Raw genomic sequence first — 18,466 nt, 5'->3', positions numbered from 1 at the left:
TGTTTTCACGGGCTATGGGCCACGTGAGGTGTTTCGCTGCAGTGGAGATATCCCAGGAGACCCGCCGGGCTCTGGAGGCCATCCTGGAGACGCTCGGCCCCCTGGGCTGGGATACCCGCTGGGTCAAACCGGAGAATCTTCACCTAACCCTCAAGTTCCTGGGGGACGTTGAGGAACAAAGGAGCGGTTCGGTGCTGGAGGCGCTGGAGGGGGCGGCCAGGGAGACCCGGGCCTTTTGCTTAGGGCTAAAGGGAGTGGGGGCCTTTCCCAGCCTCGGGCGGCCCAGGGTGTTGTGGATTGGTGTGGATCAGGGTAGGGAGGACCTGGTACGCTTGGCCACGAGGATTGACGCCGCCGTGGCGCCGCTGGGTTTTGCCAGGGAGGACAGGCCCTTCTCCCCTCACCTAACCCTGGGGAGGCGACAGCCCGGGCCCGCCGGGCCCGAGCTGGAGAGGGCATTGAGGGAGCGGGAGACTCTTAGGTTCCCGCTGGTGAAGGTGGAGGGCGTCACCCTATTCCGGAGCATACTTGGCCCCGGAGGCCCTGTCTACCGGAGGCTGGGCCAAGTGGCCTTGGCGCCTGGAGGAGAGGATGGTCCCAAGGAGCAAACCAGGGAGGTAGTCGAGTGAGCGATAGCAAAGAAAAGACCCTGGAAGCGACCCTAGCCCATATAGAAAAGCAGTTTGGCAAGGGCTCCATAATGAAGATGGGTGCCAGCCGGGGCCATGATGTCCAGGTTATCCCCACTGGGGCGCTCTCCCTCGATGTGGCGCTGGGCGTGGGGGGCGTGCCACGGGGGCGCGTTGTGGAGATATATGGTCCTGAGGCATCTGGGAAGACCACCGTGGCGCTGCACATCATATCTGAGGCTCAGAAGGCCGGGGGGATCGCGGCGTTCATCGATGCGGAACACGCCCTGGATCCGGCCTACGCTGGGGCGGTGGGTGTTGACACCGACGAGCTCTTGATATCCCAGCCTGATACGGGCGAGCAGGCCCTGGAGATCGCCGAGGCACTGGTGAGAAGCGCCGTGGTGGACGTCATAGTCGTGGATTCCGTCGCGGCCCTGGTCCCGCGAGCGGAAATGGAGGGGGAGATGGGGGACTCCCACGTTGGCCTTCAGGCCCGGCTGATGTCCCAGGCCCTGCGGAAGCTCACGGGGGCCATCAGCAAGTCAAAGACCACCGCCATCTTCATCAACCAGATCCGGGAGAAGGTAGGGGTAATGTTTGGGAACCCCGAGGTGACCCCGGGCGGGCGCGCCTTGAAGTTCTACGCATCAGTCAGGTTGGAGGTCCGGAAGGCAGAGGCACTGAAGGTAGGCTCTGAGACCATCGGTACTCGCACCAAGGTTAAGGTAGTGAAGAACAAGCTGGCGCCGCCCTTCCGCCAGGCGGAGTTTGACATCGTCTACGGCAAGGGCATCTCCCGGGAGGGGTGCCTGGTAGACCTGGCGCTGGATCTGGGCATCATCTCGAAACTGGGCACATGGTACTCCTATAATGATACCCGGCTTGGCCAGGGGAGGGAGAACGCCAAGGAATTCCTGTCGGAGAACGCCGAGATTGCCCAGGCAATAGAGGGGCAAGTCCGGGGCAAGGCCGGGGTGGCCGCCCCGGCATCGCCAGGAGACCAGGACAGTGACGAAGGCGAGGAGTAAGGGCCAGGACCCGCTGGAGTGCGCCAGGGGCCTCCTGGCGGTGAGGCCACGCTCCACCCAGGAGATACGGGTACATCTCACAAAGAAGTATGGCCCTGGGGAGGCGGAGGGTGCCTTGGCCGTCCTCACCATGGGTGGATGCCTGGATGACCGGGCCTTTGCGCTATGGTGGATCCGGGAGCGCCTCCACTTCAAGCCTCTGGGAAGGGGAAGGCTGGCGCAGGAGCTCAGGGACAAGGGGGTACCCGGCGAGACTATCCAGGAGGCACTGTGCCAGGAGCTAGGTGACGATGATGGGGCCCTGGCCCTTGAGGCGGCCAGGGGGCTTGCCCGGAGGTACCATGGACTTTCCCCGGACAGGGCGCGGCGCCGGCTGGGTGATGCCCTGGGGCGGAGGGGATTTGACGCCGGGAGCGTGGCCCGGGCCCTCGAGGAGGTACTGGGAGAGGACCTCCACTAAAGCGGTTTCCTTGACAGTGAAAACCAAAAGCTCTATCATGAACAGGGGAAAGGACATTGTGCTGCAGCTTACCACTTCAGTTATCATAGATGACAGCCAGTTTCTCAGCTTGGCCTTGGCGGGTTTGCCCATGGTGCCCTGCTTGGCATTGGCTAGATAAGGTGAAGTGGCTAAGAGCAGGTCGAGTCCGTTCCGGCTCGACCTTTTTCGATTGCTTCAGAAGGGGGTGAAGACCATCACGGATTTTCCTTTCTTAACTGCATTGATTGCTTTTTTAATAGGAATCCTGGCCGGCTATCTTTCCCGCAAGTTCGTGGGGGAGGCCAAGATCGCCTCGGCTGAGGAGGCCTCGCGGAGAATAATTGAAGAGGCCAAGAAGGAAGCCGAGGCGAAGAAGCGCGAGGCGGTTCTGGAGGCAAAGGATGAGGTTCACCGGCTCAGGGCTGATGTTGAGCGTGAGAACAGGGAGAGAAGATCTGAGCTCCAGAGGCTCGAACGCCGCCTGGTGCAGAAGGAAGAGACTCTTGACCGCAAGACGGAGACAATTGAAAGAAAAGAGGAGACGGTAAACCGGAAGGACAGGGAGCTGGACCGGGTCCGCGAGGAACTTGAGGGCCTGAAGGTACGCCAGCTCCAGGAACTGGAGAGGGTATCTGGCATGACCACAGAGGATGCCCGCAGGTTGCTCCTGGGCCAGGTGGAAGAGGAGATCAGGCTTGAAGCCGCAGCCATGATCAGGGACATCGAGGCTGAGGCCCGGGAGGAAGCGGAAAAGCGGGCGAGAGAGATCATCTCCCTGGCCATCCAGAGGTGTGCTGCGGACCATGTGGCTGAATCCACAGTGTCGGTAGTGGAATTGCCCAATGACGAGATGAAGGGCCGGATAATCGGCCGCGAGGGCCGTAACATCCGGGCCCTGGAGACCCTTACCGGCATCGACCTCATCATAGACGACACGCCGGAGGCAGTCATACTCTCCGGTTTCGACCCGGTCAGGCGCGAAGTGGCCCGGTTGGCACTGGAGAAGCTGGTGGCGGACGGCCGGATCCACCCGGCCCGCATTGAGGAAATGGTGGAAAAGGCCCAGAAGGACGTGGATGCGCGCATCCGGGAGGAGGGCGAGCACGCTGCCTTCGAGGTGGGTGTACACAACCTGCACCCCGAGATCATCAAGCTCCTGGGAAGGCTGCGGTACCGCTCAAGTTACGGGCAGAATGTCCTCAAGCACTCCGTGGAGGTGGCCCACCTGGCAGGAACCATGGCAGCGGAGCTTGGCCTAGACGCGACTATAGCGAAACGCGCCGGCTTGCTTCACGACATTGGGAAGGCCGTGGATCACGAGGTGGAAGGCTCCCATGTGAGCATCGGAGTGACGCTCCTGAAGAAGTACCGGGAAGCCAAGGAGATCATATGGGCCATGGAGGCCCATCACGGGGATGTGGATGCGCACAGCGTGGAGGCTGTCCTGGTGGGGGCCGCCGATGCCGTGTCCGCTGCAAGACCTGGGGCTCGCAGGGAAACCCTGGAAGCCTACATCAAGCGCCTGGAGAAGCTGGAGGAGATCGCCGACTCCTTCGATGGGGTGGACAAGGCCTATGCCATCCAGGCGGGGCGCGAGATCCGCATCATGGTGAAGCCTGAGAGGGTCGATGACCTGCAAGCCATAAGGCTTACCAGGGACATAGTGAAGAAGGTCGAGGATGAACTAGAGTACCCAGGGCAGATCAAGGTGACAGTGATACGGGAGACCCGTTCCGTGGACTACGCGAAGTAGTGGCTAGGCCGCCGTGGGGCCCTCAGGGCCGCCGGCGGCCTTTCCCAGCATATCAGGAGGATTCAACCTAGTAGCGGCGAATAGACACTTCAACGATGCCAGGGGAAGGTGAATCTACGTGGATAAACCCTACGAACACGCCCGCATGTCAAGGAGTGTGGGGTTGCTCATTTCCATGCTGGTGCGTTACCCCGAGCTAGGGACTGTCAGGCTGGACCCGGCCTGCCAGACGCTGAAATTCACCTTCCTGGTAACACGCCTCCTGGAGGAGGAGGACTTCACCAGCCTGAAGGATCACATCCGCTCGGCCCTGGACGCCTACACCTACTTGATGGACAAGCCTATCGAAACTGCAGATGTCGCCAGGGAGAGCTACGACGACCTAACTGTCCTCACCGTCACCCGGGACGTGCAGAGTCTTTCCCAGGAGGAGATATCCCTGCTGATTGAGATCCTCCGCTCCAGATTCAAAAGGCACCTGGTGGCTGACTTCAATGAGTCCCTCCTGGAGGAGGACCTCCTCATGCAGGAACAGATTATCGGGGAGATGCTGGAGGACCTGAGGGACACAGTCCAGGAGAAGAACCTCATAGCCTTCCGGGAGGGAGGCCGGGTGCTGGTCTTCAACAAGTAGGAAGGGGACTGTCATGAGAATACTGGCCGTAGGAGACGTAATAGGGCGCCCCGGGAGGTCATTTCTCAGGCGCCACCTGGATGCCCTCATGCAAAACGAGGGCATTGATTTTGTTGTGGCCAACGGGGAGAATGCCTCAGGAGGCGTTGGCATCACCCGTGAGGTGTGCCAGGAGCTTCTCAGCATGGGCGTGGACGTCATCACCAGCGGGAACCACATCTGGGACAAGAAAGAGGTATTCCAGTTCATAGATGAGGAGCCAAGACTGCTCAGGCCAGCCAACTACCCCGGCGAGCCCCCGGGCTCAGGGTCTGGCGTGTTCACCGCCAGGACAGGGCAGCAGGTAGGTGTGATGAACGCCAGCGGCCGCGTCTTCACCGGGATACACTTCGCGTGTCCCTTCCGCTGGGCGGCCGGGGAGGCCAGGCGCCTCAGGCAGGTGACCCCTATCGTCCTGCTGGACTTCCACGCGGAGGCCACCTCGGAGAAGATCGCCATGGGGCACTACCTGGATGGCAAGGTCAGCGCAGTACTGGGAACCCATACCCACGTGCAGACCGCTGATGAGATGGTACTTCCCGGCGGCACCGCCTTCATAACTGACCTGGGGATGACAGGGCCGTGGATCTCGGTTATTGGCGTGAGGCCCGAGCTGGTGCTCGAGAAGTTCCTGTCCCAGATGCCTGTGAAGTTCGAGGTGGCCCGCGGGCCTTGCCAGCTGAACGCCGTTGTGGTGGACGTGGATGAATCTGGTGGAATGGCCAGGGGCATCCGGAGGATTTCCTTCAGGGAGCATGCGTGACTGGTGATACTTGTCAGACTAGGCAATTAATTCTTGTCAATCGAGGGATAGAACAGTACAATGTAATTGTGCACTAGACAAAGTCTTTGCCCTCGGGGGGTCGTTACACTTGGACATGCTAAAGGTTTCATCCAAGTCCAATCCCAATGCCGTAGCAGGGGCCCTTGCCGGAGCCATTAGGGAGAAGGGAGGAGCCGAAGTCCAGGCCATCGGAGCGGGGGCGGTAAACCAGGCAGTGAAGGCAGTGGCTATTGCCAGAGGCTTCGTAGCGCCAGCCGGGATGGATCTCATCTGTATTCCCGCCTTCACCGATATCGAAATAGATGGAGAGGAGCGCACCGCCATCAAGTTCATAGTTGAGCCAAGGTAGCGCTACCCATGCCGCCAAGCCTCGGGCCTGCCTGCTTCTGGGAAGGGGCGGGCCCTGTCGTCTGGCGCCAGGACCGAGGGGCGCTATCCCCCGCAGGATCCGGGGTGCGAGTTTTAGCCGAGAGGAAAATCTGGGCTTTTCATTTTTCCCAGGGAGAAAGGAATCCAGGCGCCCACGGCGAAGATGACAGGTAGGTTTCCACTTATTAAACCCCGGGGGTTCCCACGTGGTCGAGATTGGCAAGTCCCTGAGAAACCTGCGGCAGGCCCGCGGGCTGAGTCTTCAAGAAGTCTCCCAGGCCACAGGACTCTCCGTGGCCTTTTTGAGCAAGGTCGAGAGAGACCTCAGCAACATAACCATGGGTCACCTCCGGAGACTCGCCAACTTCTACGGAGTCCAACTGGTCAGCCTCTTCGAGGACAGGGAGGAGCTGGAGAACCCCGTCATCCGCAAGGGCCAGGGCGTCAAGATCAACGCCCAAGGAGTCGAACTCCAGCTTCTCATGGGCAAGGACAATGGGGTCCTGGAACCTATCGTGGCAATCCATCACCCCAAGAGTCAAAGCGGCGCCCTCTACACCCACCATGGTGAGGAGTTCAACTACATCCTGGAGGGGCAGCTCCTGTACATCCTGGGAGGCGATGAGTACCTCCTGGAAGAGGGGGACAGCATAAGCCACTCCAGTTCAGTTCCTCACGGGTGGATCAACCCGGGCAAGACTAAAGCGGTGGTGCTGACGGTTGTCACGCCGCCTTCATTCCTGTTCTAGCGCCCCGCGCCAGGCGGACCTGCGAGGACAACGATGGGAGAGTGATGTCTATGTCAAACTACGGATTCTGGGGAAGGGTTCTCAGGGTAGACCTCACGGAGGGAAGGGTCAGTGATGAACCCGTCTCACCGGAGACCACCAGGAAGTACCTTGGGGGGTCCGGGCTTGCCGCCCACTTCCTCACAGCTGAGACGGGGCCAGGGACAGACCCCCTCGGTCCCTCCAACCTGCTGGCCTTCACAACGGGCCCCTTGGTGGGAACCAAGGTGCCCTGCTCTGGGAGGCACTGCGTGGCTTCGAAATCGCCCCTTACCGGGATCTGGGGTGAGTCTGATGCGGGGGGCACCTGGGGTGCCGCGCTGAAAAAGGCCGGCTATGACGGGATCCTGGTCACGGGCGCCTCTGAGCGCCCTGTCTACCTTGCAGTGACCGCTGGTGGCGCCGAGATCAGGGACGCCAAGGGGCTGTGGGGCCTGGACACCTTTGAGGCCCACCACGAGCTGGAGAGGGAACACCCGGGCTCGGTAGCTGCTGTCATCGGCCCCTCGGGTGAAAGGATGATTCGAGTAGCCGGTGTCTTCCATGACGGCAAGGAGGCCAGGGTGGCAGCCAGGGGGGGCCTAGGTGCAGTCATGGGCTCCAAGCGGCTCAAGGCCATTGCGGTGGTGGGTGCTAGAAACGTACCCGTGGCCGACCCTGGCGCGCTTTCCGAATCCATCAAAGAGATGGCCAAGGGCATCAGGGAGAGCACCAAACGCCTGCATGACCTGGGAACCGCTGGCATCGTGGTGCCAACCGAGGCCATAGGGGACCTCCCCATCAAGAACTGGGCCCAGGGGAGCTGGCCCGAGGGCGCCGGCAAGATATCCGGGGAGAGGATGGCCGCCACAATCCTCACGGGACGCTACTACTGTGGCTCATGCATCATCGGATGTGGCCGGAAGGTGAGGATCTCCGAAGGCCCCTACGCCCCGGTGGACGCCGCAGGACCCGAGTACGAGACCCTCGGGATGATGGGAGCCAACTGCCTGGTGGATGACCTCCATGCCATCTGCAAGGCCAATGACCTGGCCAACCGCTACGGCATAGATACCATCTCCACAGGGAGCCTGGTAGCCTTCACAATGGAGGCCTTTGAAAAGGGGCTTGTAACACGGGAGGAAATCGGGTACGACGTCAGGTGGGGGGACGGCCAGGCCCTGGTGCGCTTGGTGGAGGACATCGCCCTGGGCCGGGGTTTCGGTGCCGTACTCTCCATGGGCATAGTGGAGGCCGCAAAGAGCGTGGGAGGTGAGGAGTTCGCCATCCATGTCAAGGGGATGGACCTCCCGGCCCATGACCCCAGGGCCTTCGTAAGCCTGGCTCCGGGATATGCTACGGCCAACAGGGGTGCCTGCCACCTCCAGGGTTTCAGCTACGCCTTCGAGAAGTCCGTGGTCATGCCCGATATTGGGGTTGACGCTGTCATGGACCGGTTCTCCAGCGAGGGCAAGGGAGCCCTGGTCGCCAAGGCTCAGGACCTCATGAGCGTCATGGACTCGTTGAAGATCTGCAAGTTCCTCCTTTACGGCGGGGTGAAACCCGGCCACATCTGCCGCTGGCTGAATGCCGTGACCGGCTGGGATACGGATGTGCCTGAGATCCTCGGCACCGGTGAGCGGCTCTATAACCTGAAACGGGCCTACAACGTGTCCTTGGGAATCACGCGGAAGGATGACACCCTGCCCCCCAGGATCCTCACGCATCGCAGGGGGACCGGCGGGGCCGCCCAGTGCCTGCCTCACCTGGGAGAGATGCTCTCCCAGTACTATGAGGCGCGAAATTGGAGTGAGGATGGGGTGCCCACCCGCGAGAAGCTGTCGGAACTAGGACTACTCACAGGAGGAGATGTGCAGTGAGCAGGGTCAAAGGAAACGTTCCAGGGCCCAAGAGCCAGAGGCTGATGGAGGAGCGGAGGAAGTACGTTCCCGATGGCGTGTTCAACGTGACGCCGCTCTTTGCCGAGAAGGCGTCGGGTGCCCTCCTTACGGATGTGGACGGGAATGAATTCATCGACTTCGCCGGGGGCATTGGCGTGCTCAACGTTGGCAGCTGCCCGCCCCCGGTGGTCAAGGCGGTAAAGGACCAGGCAGAGAAGTTCCTTCACACCTGCTTCCACGTGGTAATGTACGAGGGATACGTTAATGTCGCCAGGGAGGTCACCGGCATCTGCCCTGGTGATTTCCCCAAGAAGGCCATGCTGGCCAACAGCGGAGCCGAGGCGGTTGAGAACGCCATCAAGATAGCCCGCAAGGCCAGGCAGCGCCAGGCAGTAGTCACCTTTGAGAACGCCTTTCACGGGCGCACCCTCCTGGCTATGGCTCTCACCAGCAAGGTGAAACCCTACAAGTGGGGCTTTGGTCCCTTCGCCCCTGAGGTGTACCGGGTTCCCTACGCCTACTGCTACCGCTGCCACTTCGGTCACTCCTACCCAGGCTGTAACATGGAGTGCCTGAGTTACATCGATAAGGCCCTCAACGTGGACATCGGGACGGAGAACGTTGCGTGCATGATCGCCGAGCCCGTGCAGGGAGAGGGAGGCTTTATCATCCCGCCTGCCGAGTTCATACAGGGACTCAGGGAGATTTGCGACAGGTATGGCATCATCTACGTGGATGACGAGATCCAGTCAGGTTTCGGCAGGACCGGGAAGATGCTGGCTATTGAGAACTACAAAGTGGTGCCAGACATGGTGACAATGGCTAAGAGCATAGCTGCGGGGCTGCCGCTATCCGCGGTGGTCTCCAAGGCCGAGTACATGGACGCAGTGCACGCTGGCGGCATAGGCGGCACCTACGGCGGGAACCCGCTGGCGTGCGCCGCCGCTATGGCAGTGCTTGGGATGATCAGGGAGCAGGACCTAGTGTCTAGGGCGGCAGCCATGGGTTCGAGAATAGGGGATAGGCTCCATGCCTTGAAGGACCGGTTCCCGGTCATGGGAGACGTCCGGGGAATGGGAGCCATGTGGGCCGTGGAGTTCGTAAAGGATCCGGTCACGAAGGAGCCCGCGAAGGAGACCTCTGCGTCGGTCATCGCCAACTGTACCGCTGCCGGGCTCATTGTGATGAAGGCCGGCATCCTCGACAACGTGGTGCGCTTCCTGCCGCCCCTTACCATCGAGGAGTCCCTGCTTGACGAGGGCTTGGACATCTTCGAGAAGGCGGTCATGGGCGCAGTCAAGTAAGCGAGACAGTCCCCGGGGCCTGGCGGCCCTGGGGACCAGTCCGAAGGGGGGAGGGTACCCGTGAATCAGCCTGTTATCGTCAGCGCTGTCAGGACTGCGGGAGGCCGTTTCGGTGGATCGCTTTTGGGAATGACGGCACCCGAGATGGGTGCAGCTGTAGTCAAGGAGGCCCTGTCCAGGGCCAGCCTGAGCGGAGACGAGGTGGACGAGGTCATTTTCGGCTGCGGCTGGCAGGCAGGGATCGGCGCCAATGTGGCTCGGGTTGTGACCGTCAAGTCAGGACTCCCTGTGAAGGTCCCAGCGTTCACCGTAAACATCCGGTGCGCGTCCAGCCTGCGGGCGGTTGCCCTGGCAGCCCAGGCTGTGAAGTCAGGGGATGCTGAGGTTGTGGTGGCCGGCGGAACCGAGTCCACCAGCAATGTCCCGTACGTTCTGCCGGAGGCCCGGTGGGGGCAGCGCATGGGGGATAAGACCGTCGTGGACGTCCTGCACAAGGATGGTTTCATGTGCCCCCTAGCGGGGATGCTCATGGGGGCCACTGCTGAAGTGCTGGTGGACAAGTACCAGATATCACGGCAAGAACAAGACCAGTTCGCCCTGGAGAGCCACCAGAAGGCGGTAGCCGCTGTTGAGAAGGGCTACTTCAAGGATGAGACACTCCCGCTTGAGGTCCGGGCTGGCAAGAAGACCACCATCTTCGGCGACGAGGAGATACCGCGGAAGGACACGAGCCTGGAGGTCCTGGGGAGCCTGGCACCGGTGTTCAAGAAGGAAGGCACCGTGACCGCAGGCAACAGCTGCGCCATGTCAGATGCGGCCTCCGCTGTTGTGATCATGAGCGCCCAGAAGGCAAGGGCACTGGGGATTAACCCAATGGCTGCTATCAGGTCCTATAGCTACACCGGAGTCGAGCCCACGGTGATGGGGATTGGGCCTGTGGAAGCCATTCCCCTGGCCCTGGCCAGGGCAGGCCTGAAGCTGGGGGATATCGACCTCATCGAACTGAACGAGGCCTTCGCTGCACAGGTCATTGCTGTGGAGCGGGAAGTGAAGTGGGACAGGTCCCGGGTGAATGTGCACGGTGGCGCCATCGCCCTGGGCCACCCGGTAGGGGCCACCGGAGCCAAGATCCTGACCACGCTGCTTTACGCCCTCAGGACCCACGACAAGCGCCTTGGCTTGGCCAGCCTTTGCGTGGGAGGTGGCCAGGGCGTGGCCGTGGTTGTTGAGCGCCTAGACTGATGGAGTGAGGTGAGACCAGGGTGGATGTAAAGAGGGTTTTTATCCTGGGTTCAGGGATCATGGGGACAGGTATTGCCCAGGTGGCCGCGCAGGCAGGCCTGGACGCAGTGCTGTCCGACGTGAACGAGGCCATCGTCAACAGGAGCGTCGGCAGGATCAAGTCAGGCCTTCAGAAACGGGTGGAGAAGGGTAAGGTTTCGCAGGAGGAGGCAGATTCCATAGTCTCCCGGGTTATCCCTTCCGTGGGCCTTGAAGGCGCCAAGGATGCCGACTTCTGCATCGAGGCCATCCTCGAGGACGTAAAGGTGAAACGGGAGGTCTTCCGCGAGCTGGACGGGCTTGTCCCCGGCGATTGCATCCTGGCCACGAATACCACCGCCTGCAGCATCACGGAGATCGCCGCGGCCACCTCGAAGCCGGAGAGGGTTCTTGGCATGCACTTCTTCAACCCAGCGGTCGTGATGAAGCTGGTAGAGATCATGCCAGGCCTAGCCACGTCTGGGGAAACCGTGCAAAAAGCCAAGGATTTTGCTGAGTTCCTAGGCAAGGTTACCGTGGTCACCGAGCGTGAGGGTCCTGCGGGAATTGCCAGCCGCGTCCTGGCGGCCCAGCTGAATGAGGCCGTATGGGTTCTGGAAGAGGGCATAGCCTCGGTGGATGCCATCGACACTGCCATGAAGCTGGGGGCGAACCTGCCAATGGGACCCCTGGAGCTCATCGATCTCATCGGGATAGACGTGCACCTGGCCAAGACTCGCACCCTCTACTCCAAGCTAGGGGATCCCCGTTACAGGCCGTGCTTCCTCCTGGAGAAGATGGTGACTGCAGGCTATCTCGGAAGGAAGTCGGGCAAGGGGTTCTACGACTACAGCAAGGAACCGCCGGTGCCGGTGAAGCTGTAGGAAGGGTGCCACAACCTGTGGAGGTGACAGAAGGTGGATTTTGCCCTCACCGAGGAGCAGAACATGATCCGCAGCACCGTCCGGGAGTTTGCGGAGAAGGAAATAATGCCCTACGCTGCCCAGTGGGACAAGGAAGAGAAGTTCCCGGCGGACCTGGTGCCCAAGATGGGGGAGCTTGGCATCTTCGGCACCGTGATACCCGAGGAGTACTCCGGGGCGGGATTCGACTACATCAGCCACGCCATAGTCGCAGAGGAGCTGGGGAGGGCTTGCTCCTCCGTGCGCGGCCTGTACTCAGTACAGATTTCCCTGGTAACCCTGACCGTACTCAAGTGGGGCACGGAGGAGCAGAAACAGAAGTACATTCCGCGCCTGGTATCTGGTGAGATGCTGGGGTGCTACGGCCTGACGGAGCCCGATTCGGGCTCAGACCCTGCCAGCATGAGTGCAAGCGCGGTGGAAGACGGGGACGACTACATCCTGAACGGCAACAAGATGTGGATTACCAATGCCGGAGTGGCAGACCTCGCCATCGTCTTTGCCAAGACCGACAAGGCGGCGGGCGCCAAGGGCATCACGGCCTTCTTGGTGGAGAGGGGGACCCCTGGCTACTCCACCAAGGACATCCATGAGAAGCTGGGGCTCAGGGCCTCCAACACTTCGGAGATAATACTGGAAGACGTGAGGGTGCCCAAGTCGCAGGTCCTTGGAGATGTGGGCAAGGGGTTCACTGTGGCCATGTCCGCCCTGGACAACGGGCGCTACACCGTTGCAGCAGGGTGCGTTGGCACGGCGGACTATGCCCTGGAGGTATCCAAGGCCTATTCCAAGAACAGGGAGCAGTTCGGCAAGCCCATCGGGGGCCACCAGCTGGTGCAGCAGCTGATCGCTGACATGGCGGTGGATGTTGAGATCGGGCGCCTGCTCACCTATCGCGCCGGCGACGTGAAGAACAAGGGCCTTCGCAGCACCAGGGAGGTGTGCGTGGCCAAGTATTTCTGCAGTGAGATGGTGAACCGGGTCACCTACAAGGCCATACAGATCCACGGTGGCTATGGCTTCAGCGCCGAGTATCCCGTGGAAAGGCTCTATCGCGACGCTCGAATCAACACCCTGTACGAGGGAACCTCCCAGATCCAGCAGCTCATCATCGGCAACTTCGAGCTGGGAATTGGCGCCTTCGCCTGATAAGGAGGCACGACGCATGTACGAACTCCTGGAGTACCGCAAAGAGGACACCACAGGGGTGCTTACCATTAACAGGCCGGACGTGAGGAACGCCCTCTCCAACGCCATGGTCGAGGAAATGGACCAGGCCATAGCCGAGGTTCAGAAGGACGAGGGGCTCAGGGCCCTAATAATCACCGGGGCTGGCGATAAGGCATTCATGGCGGGCGCTGATATCCGGGAACTGGAAAAGCGGGACTTCCGCCTGGGGCGGAACCAGACCCGGCGCCGCCAGGAGGTGTTCGGGCGTATCTGGGAGCTACCCATCCCCGTGATAGCTGCGGTGAACGGGTTCGCTCTTGGGGCGGGCCTGGAGCTGTGCCTCGCTTGCACGCTCCGGGTGGCCTCGGAGAACGCCCGCTTCGGGTCTCCCGAGGTCAACCTGGGAATAATACCAGGGGACGGCGCCACGCAACGCCTGCCCAGGGTTGTGGGACTGGGGAACGCCATGTTCCTGGTGCTTACTGGGGATATAATCGATGCTCACGAAGCCTACCGCATGGGACTGGTCAACAAGGTGACTTCGCAGGAGGCTCTCATGGAAGAGGCTATGGCCCTGGCTGGCAAGATCGCGGGGAAGGCGCCCCTGGCCATCCAGTATGCCAAGGATGCAGTGGCCAGGGCCCTGGACGTGAGCCTCGCGGACGGCCTGGCCCACGAGTCCTACCTCCACGCGCTCTCGTGCGCCACCGAAGACAAGGCCGAGGGCGTCCGGGCCTTCCTGGAGAAGAGGAAGCCAGAGTTCAAGGGGTCCTAGCCGGGATCAGGGTCGTTGCAAAGCGGTGGGGCGGGGGGCCTACCCCCGCCCTGGTCTAGGGGGACCGCGCTTGTACGCTGACATGCATGTGCACACCACACGCTCCGATGGCACGCTAAGCCCGGAGGACCTAGTGGCCGAGACCAAGCGGCTTGGCCTTAGGGCCGTGGGGATCGCGGACCACGATACGATGTCCGGGATCGAGGAAGCCCAGGCTGCCGGCTGCCGCCTGGGCGTCGAGGTTATCCCCGCGGCGGAGATCAACGCTGACCTCGAGGGGGCAGAGGTGCACATACTTGCCTACTACCCGTGGCACAGCCTGGAGGACGCCCTACTGGTGTTGCGGGGCGCCCGGGTGGACAGGATGGAGGAAATGGTGAGCAATCTGGGACGTCTAGGATTTCGCCTGCCCCTGGAGAGGGTGCTTGACCTAGCGGGGGACTCTGCCCCAGGCCGCCCTCATCTTGCCAGGGTCATGGAGGAAATGGGCTATGTCCGGGACACGGAGGAGGCTTTTAGCAAGTACCTGGCAGCGGGCAGGCCAGGGTATGTGGGAAGGACCAGGCCCAGCCCCGAGCAGGCTGTTAGGCTCATCCTAGATAACGGGGGCGTCCCGGTGCTGGCTCACCCTGGGCTCACCGGCGCGGGTGGCCTGTTGCCGGGCCTGCTTAGGTCTGGGCTAATGGGGATTGAGGTGTTCCATCCCTCTCACTCCCACGCCGATGTGATGCGCTATTCAACGCTGTGCAGTGAGAAGGGCCTCCTGGTTACAGGCGGCTCGGACAGCCATGGCCCAGGCTCCGGGAGGGTGGCCCTGGGAACTATAAGGGTGCCCTACGACCTTGTAGAGCGGGTCAAGGAGGCGTCCCGGCGCCTGGCAGCCCAGGTCTAAACCGCCCTGCCTGCCCCTTGGCGATGCGCGCATAGTGCCTGGGGGCCAAAGATATAATAATCCTGGGAATGAGGCCCCAAATCAGGAGAAGCGTGACATGGTGCCCCGGGATGACCAGGTGTGCCATGCCGGTGCAGCCTAGGAAGGGAGGCAGCCGGCTAGACAGGGCCGGCCACGTGCTGTGCTGAATGAGATCCATGAGGTTGCCCACCTGATGGCCAGGGTGAAGACCCTGGAGGACACCGTGAGGAGTCTCCGGGTGAGCCGCCGAGTGCTCATGAACCTCATGGCGGAGAGGGAAAGGAGCCACGAAGGGCGCATCAGGGACCTGGAGAGAAAGAACAAACGCCTCCGGCGGGACAACCGGAGGTATGCCCAGCGCATGCTCGAGCAGAACATACGGCTCATGGGCATGGAAAACCCAGCCTCAAGCGACGGCCGCCGCTAGGGGCGTCATCAGCCCTGGGGAAGTCCCAGGATCGCCGGCCAATCGCAGTGTTTATCCACGTTCTCCTTGGCTATCCTTATCCCCTTCAGGTCAGACGGGGTTATCTTCCTGGATACCTGGTGGCACCTCTCCACGGCATCGTAGGTCAGGTAGTGGACAAGGATGACCGGGATCTGCTTTTCGTCTGCCCTGGCCAGGACACCCACGTCCGGGTACATTCCACCCGTCAGGACTAACCCGGCTGTGCTTGTCTCCAGGGCAGCGAGGCACAGGTCGGCCCTGTCACCGCCTGTGATCAAGAGCTTATTGGGAACGCGGCGGAGATACTGGAGGGCCCCCTCCGAAGTCATGGCTCCTATGAGGACCTCCTCCACAACCTTCTCAAGGCCATCCTCCCCGGCTAGCAACTCACCGCCCAGGACGTCCAGGTACTGCCTGACCTTGGGGGCGGACACCTCCATTCTCCTGGGCACCACACCCAGGACCGGCAGGCCCCTGGCCTCGAGGAGTGGCTTGTACACCCCCCTGGTCTTGTCCAGGAGGGGCCTTGTGACGTCGTTAAATATGTTGCCTAGGAGGGGTACCCCCTTGCATTGGAAGCAGTCGTTGTACATGATGATCCTGTCCACTATGAAGTCATTGTCCGGCCGCGTTACCAGGAGGGCCGGGATGTCCAGGGTCTTCGCCAGGGAGCCCGCATCAAGGCTAAGCCCGGCCATGACGTAGGGGGACGTCGTGCCTTCCACTACAACCACCTGGTACGTGGAGGCGAGGTCCCGGAAGGCCTGGGTTATCTGGTGAAGAAGGTTCTCACCCCGGCTGTACCTGGTGAGGTAAGTGGAGGACGCCTGGATGTGGACCAGTTGCTCCAGCGGTTCCTCCATCTTGAGCACGTGCTTCATGAGCACCGCGTCCTCATCGGCCGTTCCACGAGCGGCCTCCACAGCCCCGATGGGCTTGAAGTAGCCTACCTTGAAGCCCTCTTGCTGTAGCCTCAGGGCTAGGCCCAGGCATATGGCGGTCTTGCCGCTCCCGTATCTGCCAGCCACCAGGAAACTCCTCATGCCTTCACACCTCACGATATAGTGATTTTGACGTCTAAGGCCAGGGCACCCTGATCGTAGGCCATTACCGGGTTGATGTCCATCTCCGTTATCTCCGGGAAGTCCAGGGCAAGCTGGGCCACGCGCTGGATCATCTGGGCGATAGCGGCGCAGTCCTTGGGCTTCTCCCCCCGGAAGCCGCGGATAAGGGTGAAGGCCTTGGTCTCTTCCATCATCAGCCTCGCCTCAGCCTCCGACAGGCCATCGGCTAGGCGAAACGCTACATCCTTGAGGAGGTTAACGTATATTCCTCCTAGGCCGAATGCGATGAGGGGTCCGAACTGGACGTCCCTGGTCATCCCCACTATCAGTTCCACGCCCTTGGGTGCCATCCTCTGGACCTCTATGCCGTGGGGCGTGATCCCTGGGAGGTACCGCTGGACGCTCTCAGTGATGTCCAAGAAGGCTTGGCGGACCTCCTCGGGGCCCTTGAGATTGGGCTTTACGCCCCCCACGTCGGTCTTGTGGAAGATCTTTGGGGAAGCCACCTTGAGGATCACCGGGAAGCCTAAGAGGTCCGCCATGTACGCAGCCTCATCAGCCCGCGTGGCCAGAAGTGAAGGTGCGCAGGGGATGCCATACGCCCGCGCCACCCTGATGGCCTCGGGTCCCAGGAGGATCAGGCGGCCCTCCTTCCTGATGTCCCGAAGGATCTCCTTGACGGCCCCGGTATTAACACCGCCAAACTGAGGGGATTCCGTGCAGGGCGGGTTCTTCAGGCGCTTCCCATACTTCACCAGCCCCTGGATGGCCTCCACCGCAGGTTCGGGAAACGGGTAGCAGGGAACCCCCTGCTTAAAGAGGAGCGCCGATGCCTCCTCAACCGCCTGCCCGCCCATGAAGGAGGCCAGAATGGGCTTATCCGGGTGGGCCTGGCGTGCCTCGAGCACCACCTGGGCCGCCTGGGTCGCGTCCAGGACGGCGGTGGGGGACAGTATCACCAGGCCCACATCAACGCCGGGATCCCCCAGGGTCTTCTCCAGGGCCAGCCGGTATCGCGCGGCGCCGGCGTCCCCTATCACATCCACGGGGTTGTACACGTTCGCCGTACGGGGCAGCGCCTCCCTGAGGCTGTCGATCGTCTCCTTGGCGAGGTGAGCCATCTTCAGGCCGCGTCTCTCCGTGGAGTCCGTGGCAATGATGCCGGGCCCGCCCGAATTGGTCACGATGACGAGGTTCTCGCCATGGGGCACCGGCTGGGATGCAAAGGCCACGGCCCATGCGAACAGTTGCTCCACGGTGTCAGCCCTGAGCACACCGGACTGCCTGAAAGCCACTTCATAGGCAAGGTCGCTTCCGGCTAGGGCCCCGGTGTGGGATGAGGCTGCCTTGGCTCCCGCCTGGGTGCGGCCAGCCTTCAAGACAATGACAGGTTTTTTCAGGCAGGCCTTCCTGGTCACCTCAAGGAACTGCGGCCCATTGGCGACGTCCTCAAGATAGCACAGGATCACCCTGGTGTTAGGGTCGCCGGCGGCATCGGCGATGAAGTCGGCCTCATTGAGGTGGCCCTTGTTGCCCAGGCTGATGAACTTGCTGAAGCCTATGCCTCGCTCCAGGCTCCAGTCAAGGATGGCCACGCACATGGCGCCAGACTGGGATATGAAGGCTATGTTTCCCTTCAGGGGATAATCCTTGGCGAAGGTAGCGTTTATTGGGGTGTGGGTATCGATTATGCCCAGGCAGTTGGGCCCGACCATTCTCATCCCCATTCCCCTCACGGCATCCACAAGGTTCTTCTCCATCTCGAGGCCCTCTTTACCAATCTCCTTGAACCCGGCGGTGATCACCACGAGGTTCTTTACTCCAGCGTCCCCGCACTCCTTGACCACCTCCAGGATCGCTGCGGGTGGAACGGCTAGCACAGCGAGGTCCAGGGGTTTTCCAATGGACTTGACCGAGGGGAAACACGGCACTCCCAAGATCTCTTTCTCCGTAGGGTTCACGGCATACGTCTTTCCCTGGTACCCGCTGGAGAGGATGTTCCTGATGAGAGCGTGGCCTATCTTGCCCGGGCTGCGGGAGGCACCAACCACCACTGTGCCTGCAGGGTTGAACAACGTCTCTAGGTCCGGCATGGTGCGACCACCTTTAGAAGAAGGTATAAACGATCCAGCAGTTATCAGCTAGAATCTATCATATCACGCCGGCTGGGACAACTCGGGCGCGCTTCATTGATGCCTGGGACCTGAATGCCCAGGACGCG

General features: G+C 61.6%; 18 protein-coding genes. 16 read left to right on the top strand and 2 right to left on the bottom strand.

The genetic code is table 11. The annotated features are described in order from the left end of the window. Positions 1–14: 14 nt before the first annotated feature. The 16 genes from thpR (at position 15) to AB1576_09835 (ending at position 15,160) form a co-directional block, all read left to right on the top strand. Complete coding sequence (gene thpR, locus AB1576_09910; protein ID MEW6082069.1) at positions 15–629, top strand: RNA 2',3'-cyclic phosphodiesterase; 615 nt, start codon at positions 15–17, stop codon at positions 627–629. Next, positions 626–1,660, top strand: a complete 1,035-nt coding sequence (recA, locus tag AB1576_09905) for a recombinase RecA (GenBank protein ID MEW6082068.1) — start codon at positions 626–628, stop codon at positions 1,658–1,660. The genes thpR and recA overlap by 4 nt, the downstream gene beginning before the upstream one ends. Then, positions 1,641–2,120, top strand: a complete 480-nt coding sequence (locus AB1576_09900; GenBank protein MEW6082067.1) for a regulatory protein RecX — start codon at positions 1,641–1,643, stop codon at positions 2,118–2,120. The genes recA and AB1576_09900 overlap by 20 nt, the downstream gene beginning before the upstream one ends. Positions 2,121–2,355: 235 nt before the next feature. Continuing rightward, the gene (gene rny, locus AB1576_09895) at positions 2,356–3,894 is read left to right on the top strand and encodes a ribonuclease Y (GenBank protein MEW6082066.1); all 1,539 of its coding nucleotides are present in this window, start codon (positions 2,356–2,358) and stop codon (positions 3,892–3,894) included. 118 nt (positions 3,895–4,012) lie between these two features. After that, complete coding sequence (locus AB1576_09890) at positions 4,013–4,528, top strand: hypothetical protein (protein MEW6082065.1); 516 nt, start codon at positions 4,013–4,015, stop codon at positions 4,526–4,528. Positions 4,529–4,541: 13 nt separating this feature from the next. Further along, entirely contained in the window at positions 4,542–5,330 is a 789-nt protein-coding gene (locus AB1576_09885) for a TIGR00282 family metallophosphoesterase (GenBank protein ID MEW6082064.1), read from the top strand. Between the two features lie 109 nt (positions 5,331–5,439). Next, positions 5,440–5,700 carry a stage V sporulation protein S gene (locus AB1576_09880; GenBank protein MEW6082063.1) on the top strand — a complete coding sequence of 87 codons (261 nt, stop codon included), beginning with the start codon at positions 5,440–5,442 and terminating at the stop codon, positions 5,698–5,700. Between the two features lie 226 nt (positions 5,701–5,926). Continuing rightward, complete coding sequence (locus tag AB1576_09875) at positions 5,927–6,469, top strand: XRE family transcriptional regulator (protein MEW6082062.1); 543 nt, start codon at positions 5,927–5,929, stop codon at positions 6,467–6,469. A 50-nt stretch (positions 6,470–6,519) separates the two neighbouring features. Then, positions 6,520–8,367 carry an aldehyde ferredoxin oxidoreductase family protein gene (locus AB1576_09870; protein MEW6082061.1) on the top strand — a complete coding sequence of 616 codons (1,848 nt, stop codon included), beginning with the start codon at positions 6,520–6,522 and terminating at the stop codon, positions 8,365–8,367. 44 nt (positions 8,368–8,411) lie between these two features. Beyond that, the gene (gene gabT, locus AB1576_09865) at positions 8,412–9,692 is read left to right on the top strand and encodes a 4-aminobutyrate--2-oxoglutarate transaminase (protein ID MEW6082060.1); all 1,281 of its coding nucleotides are present in this window, start codon (positions 8,412–8,414) and stop codon (positions 9,690–9,692) included. Positions 9,693–9,752: 60 nt separating this feature from the next. Continuing rightward, entirely contained in the window at positions 9,753–10,934 is a 1,182-nt protein-coding gene (locus AB1576_09860; protein ID MEW6082059.1) for a thiolase family protein, read from the top strand. A 20-nt stretch (positions 10,935–10,954) separates the two neighbouring features. Next, positions 10,955–11,836 (top strand): 3-hydroxyacyl-CoA dehydrogenase NAD-binding domain-containing protein, encoded by an 882-nt coding sequence (locus AB1576_09855; GenBank protein ID MEW6082058.1) that lies wholly within the window; start codon positions 10,955–10,957, stop codon positions 11,834–11,836. 33 nt (positions 11,837–11,869) lie between these two features. Continuing rightward, the gene (locus AB1576_09850; protein ID MEW6082057.1) at positions 11,870–13,024 is read left to right on the top strand and encodes an acyl-CoA dehydrogenase family protein; all 1,155 of its coding nucleotides are present in this window, start codon (positions 11,870–11,872) and stop codon (positions 13,022–13,024) included. A 16-nt stretch (positions 13,025–13,040) separates the two neighbouring features. Next, entirely contained in the window at positions 13,041–13,820 is a 780-nt protein-coding gene (locus AB1576_09845; GenBank protein MEW6082056.1) for an enoyl-CoA hydratase-related protein, read from the top strand. Between the two features lie 70 nt (positions 13,821–13,890). Then, entirely contained in the window at positions 13,891–14,712 is an 822-nt protein-coding gene (locus tag AB1576_09840) for a PHP domain-containing protein (GenBank protein MEW6082055.1), read from the top strand. A gap of 181 nt (positions 14,713–14,893) precedes the next feature. Beyond that, on the top strand, positions 14,894–15,160 hold the full coding sequence (locus tag AB1576_09835; GenBank protein ID MEW6082054.1) for a translation initiation factor 2: 267 nt from the start codon (positions 14,894–14,896) through the stop codon (positions 15,158–15,160). Between the two features lie 8 nt (positions 15,161–15,168). On the opposite strand, the gene AB1576_09830 is transcribed toward AB1576_09835, so the two are convergent. Together AB1576_09830 and acs are read right to left on the bottom strand one after the other, a co-directional pair. Further along, positions 15,169–16,224 (bottom strand): phosphotransacetylase family protein, encoded by a 1,056-nt coding sequence (locus AB1576_09830; protein MEW6082053.1) that lies wholly within the window; start codon positions 16,222–16,224, stop codon positions 15,169–15,171. A gap of 11 nt (positions 16,225–16,235) precedes the next feature. Beyond that, entirely contained in the window at positions 16,236–18,338 is a 2,103-nt protein-coding gene (gene acs, locus AB1576_09825) for an acetate--CoA ligase alpha subunit (GenBank protein MEW6082052.1), read from the bottom strand. Positions 18,339–18,466 lie beyond the last annotated feature (128 nt).

The organism is Bacillota bacterium (assembly GCA_040754315.1).
GTDB lineage: Bacteria > Bacillota > Sulfobacillia > DUSP01 > JBFMCS01 > JBFMCS01.
Note: the sequence above shows the minus strand (reverse complement) of the source record. Positions and strands in the feature narration are given on the sequence as shown.

What these genes read in the sequence shown, in the direction of transcription:
- thpR (MEW6082069.1), top strand. Translation starts at nt 15, where the DNA reads ATGGGCCACGTGAGGTGTTTCGCTGCAGTGGAGATATCCCAGGAGACC.
- AB1576_09885 (MEW6082064.1), top strand. Translation starts at nt 4,542, where the DNA reads ATGAGAATACTGGCCGTAGGAGACGTAATAGGGCGCCCCGGGAGGTCA.
- AB1576_09870 (MEW6082061.1), top strand. Translation starts at nt 6,520, where the DNA reads ATGTCAAACTACGGATTCTGGGGAAGGGTTCTCAGGGTAGACCTCACG.
- gabT (MEW6082060.1), top strand. Translation starts at nt 8,412, where the DNA reads ATGGAGGAGCGGAGGAAGTACGTTCCCGATGGCGTGTTCAACGTGACG.
- AB1576_09845 (MEW6082056.1), top strand. Translation starts at nt 13,041, where the DNA reads ATGTACGAACTCCTGGAGTACCGCAAAGAGGACACCACAGGGGTGCTT.
- AB1576_09830 (MEW6082053.1), bottom strand. Translation starts at nt 16,224, where the DNA reads ATGAGGAGTTTCCTGGTGGCTGGCAGATACGGGAGCGGCAAGACCGCC.
- acs (MEW6082052.1), bottom strand. Translation starts at nt 18,338, where the DNA reads ATGCCGGACCTAGAGACGTTGTTCAACCCTGCAGGCACAGTGGTGGTT.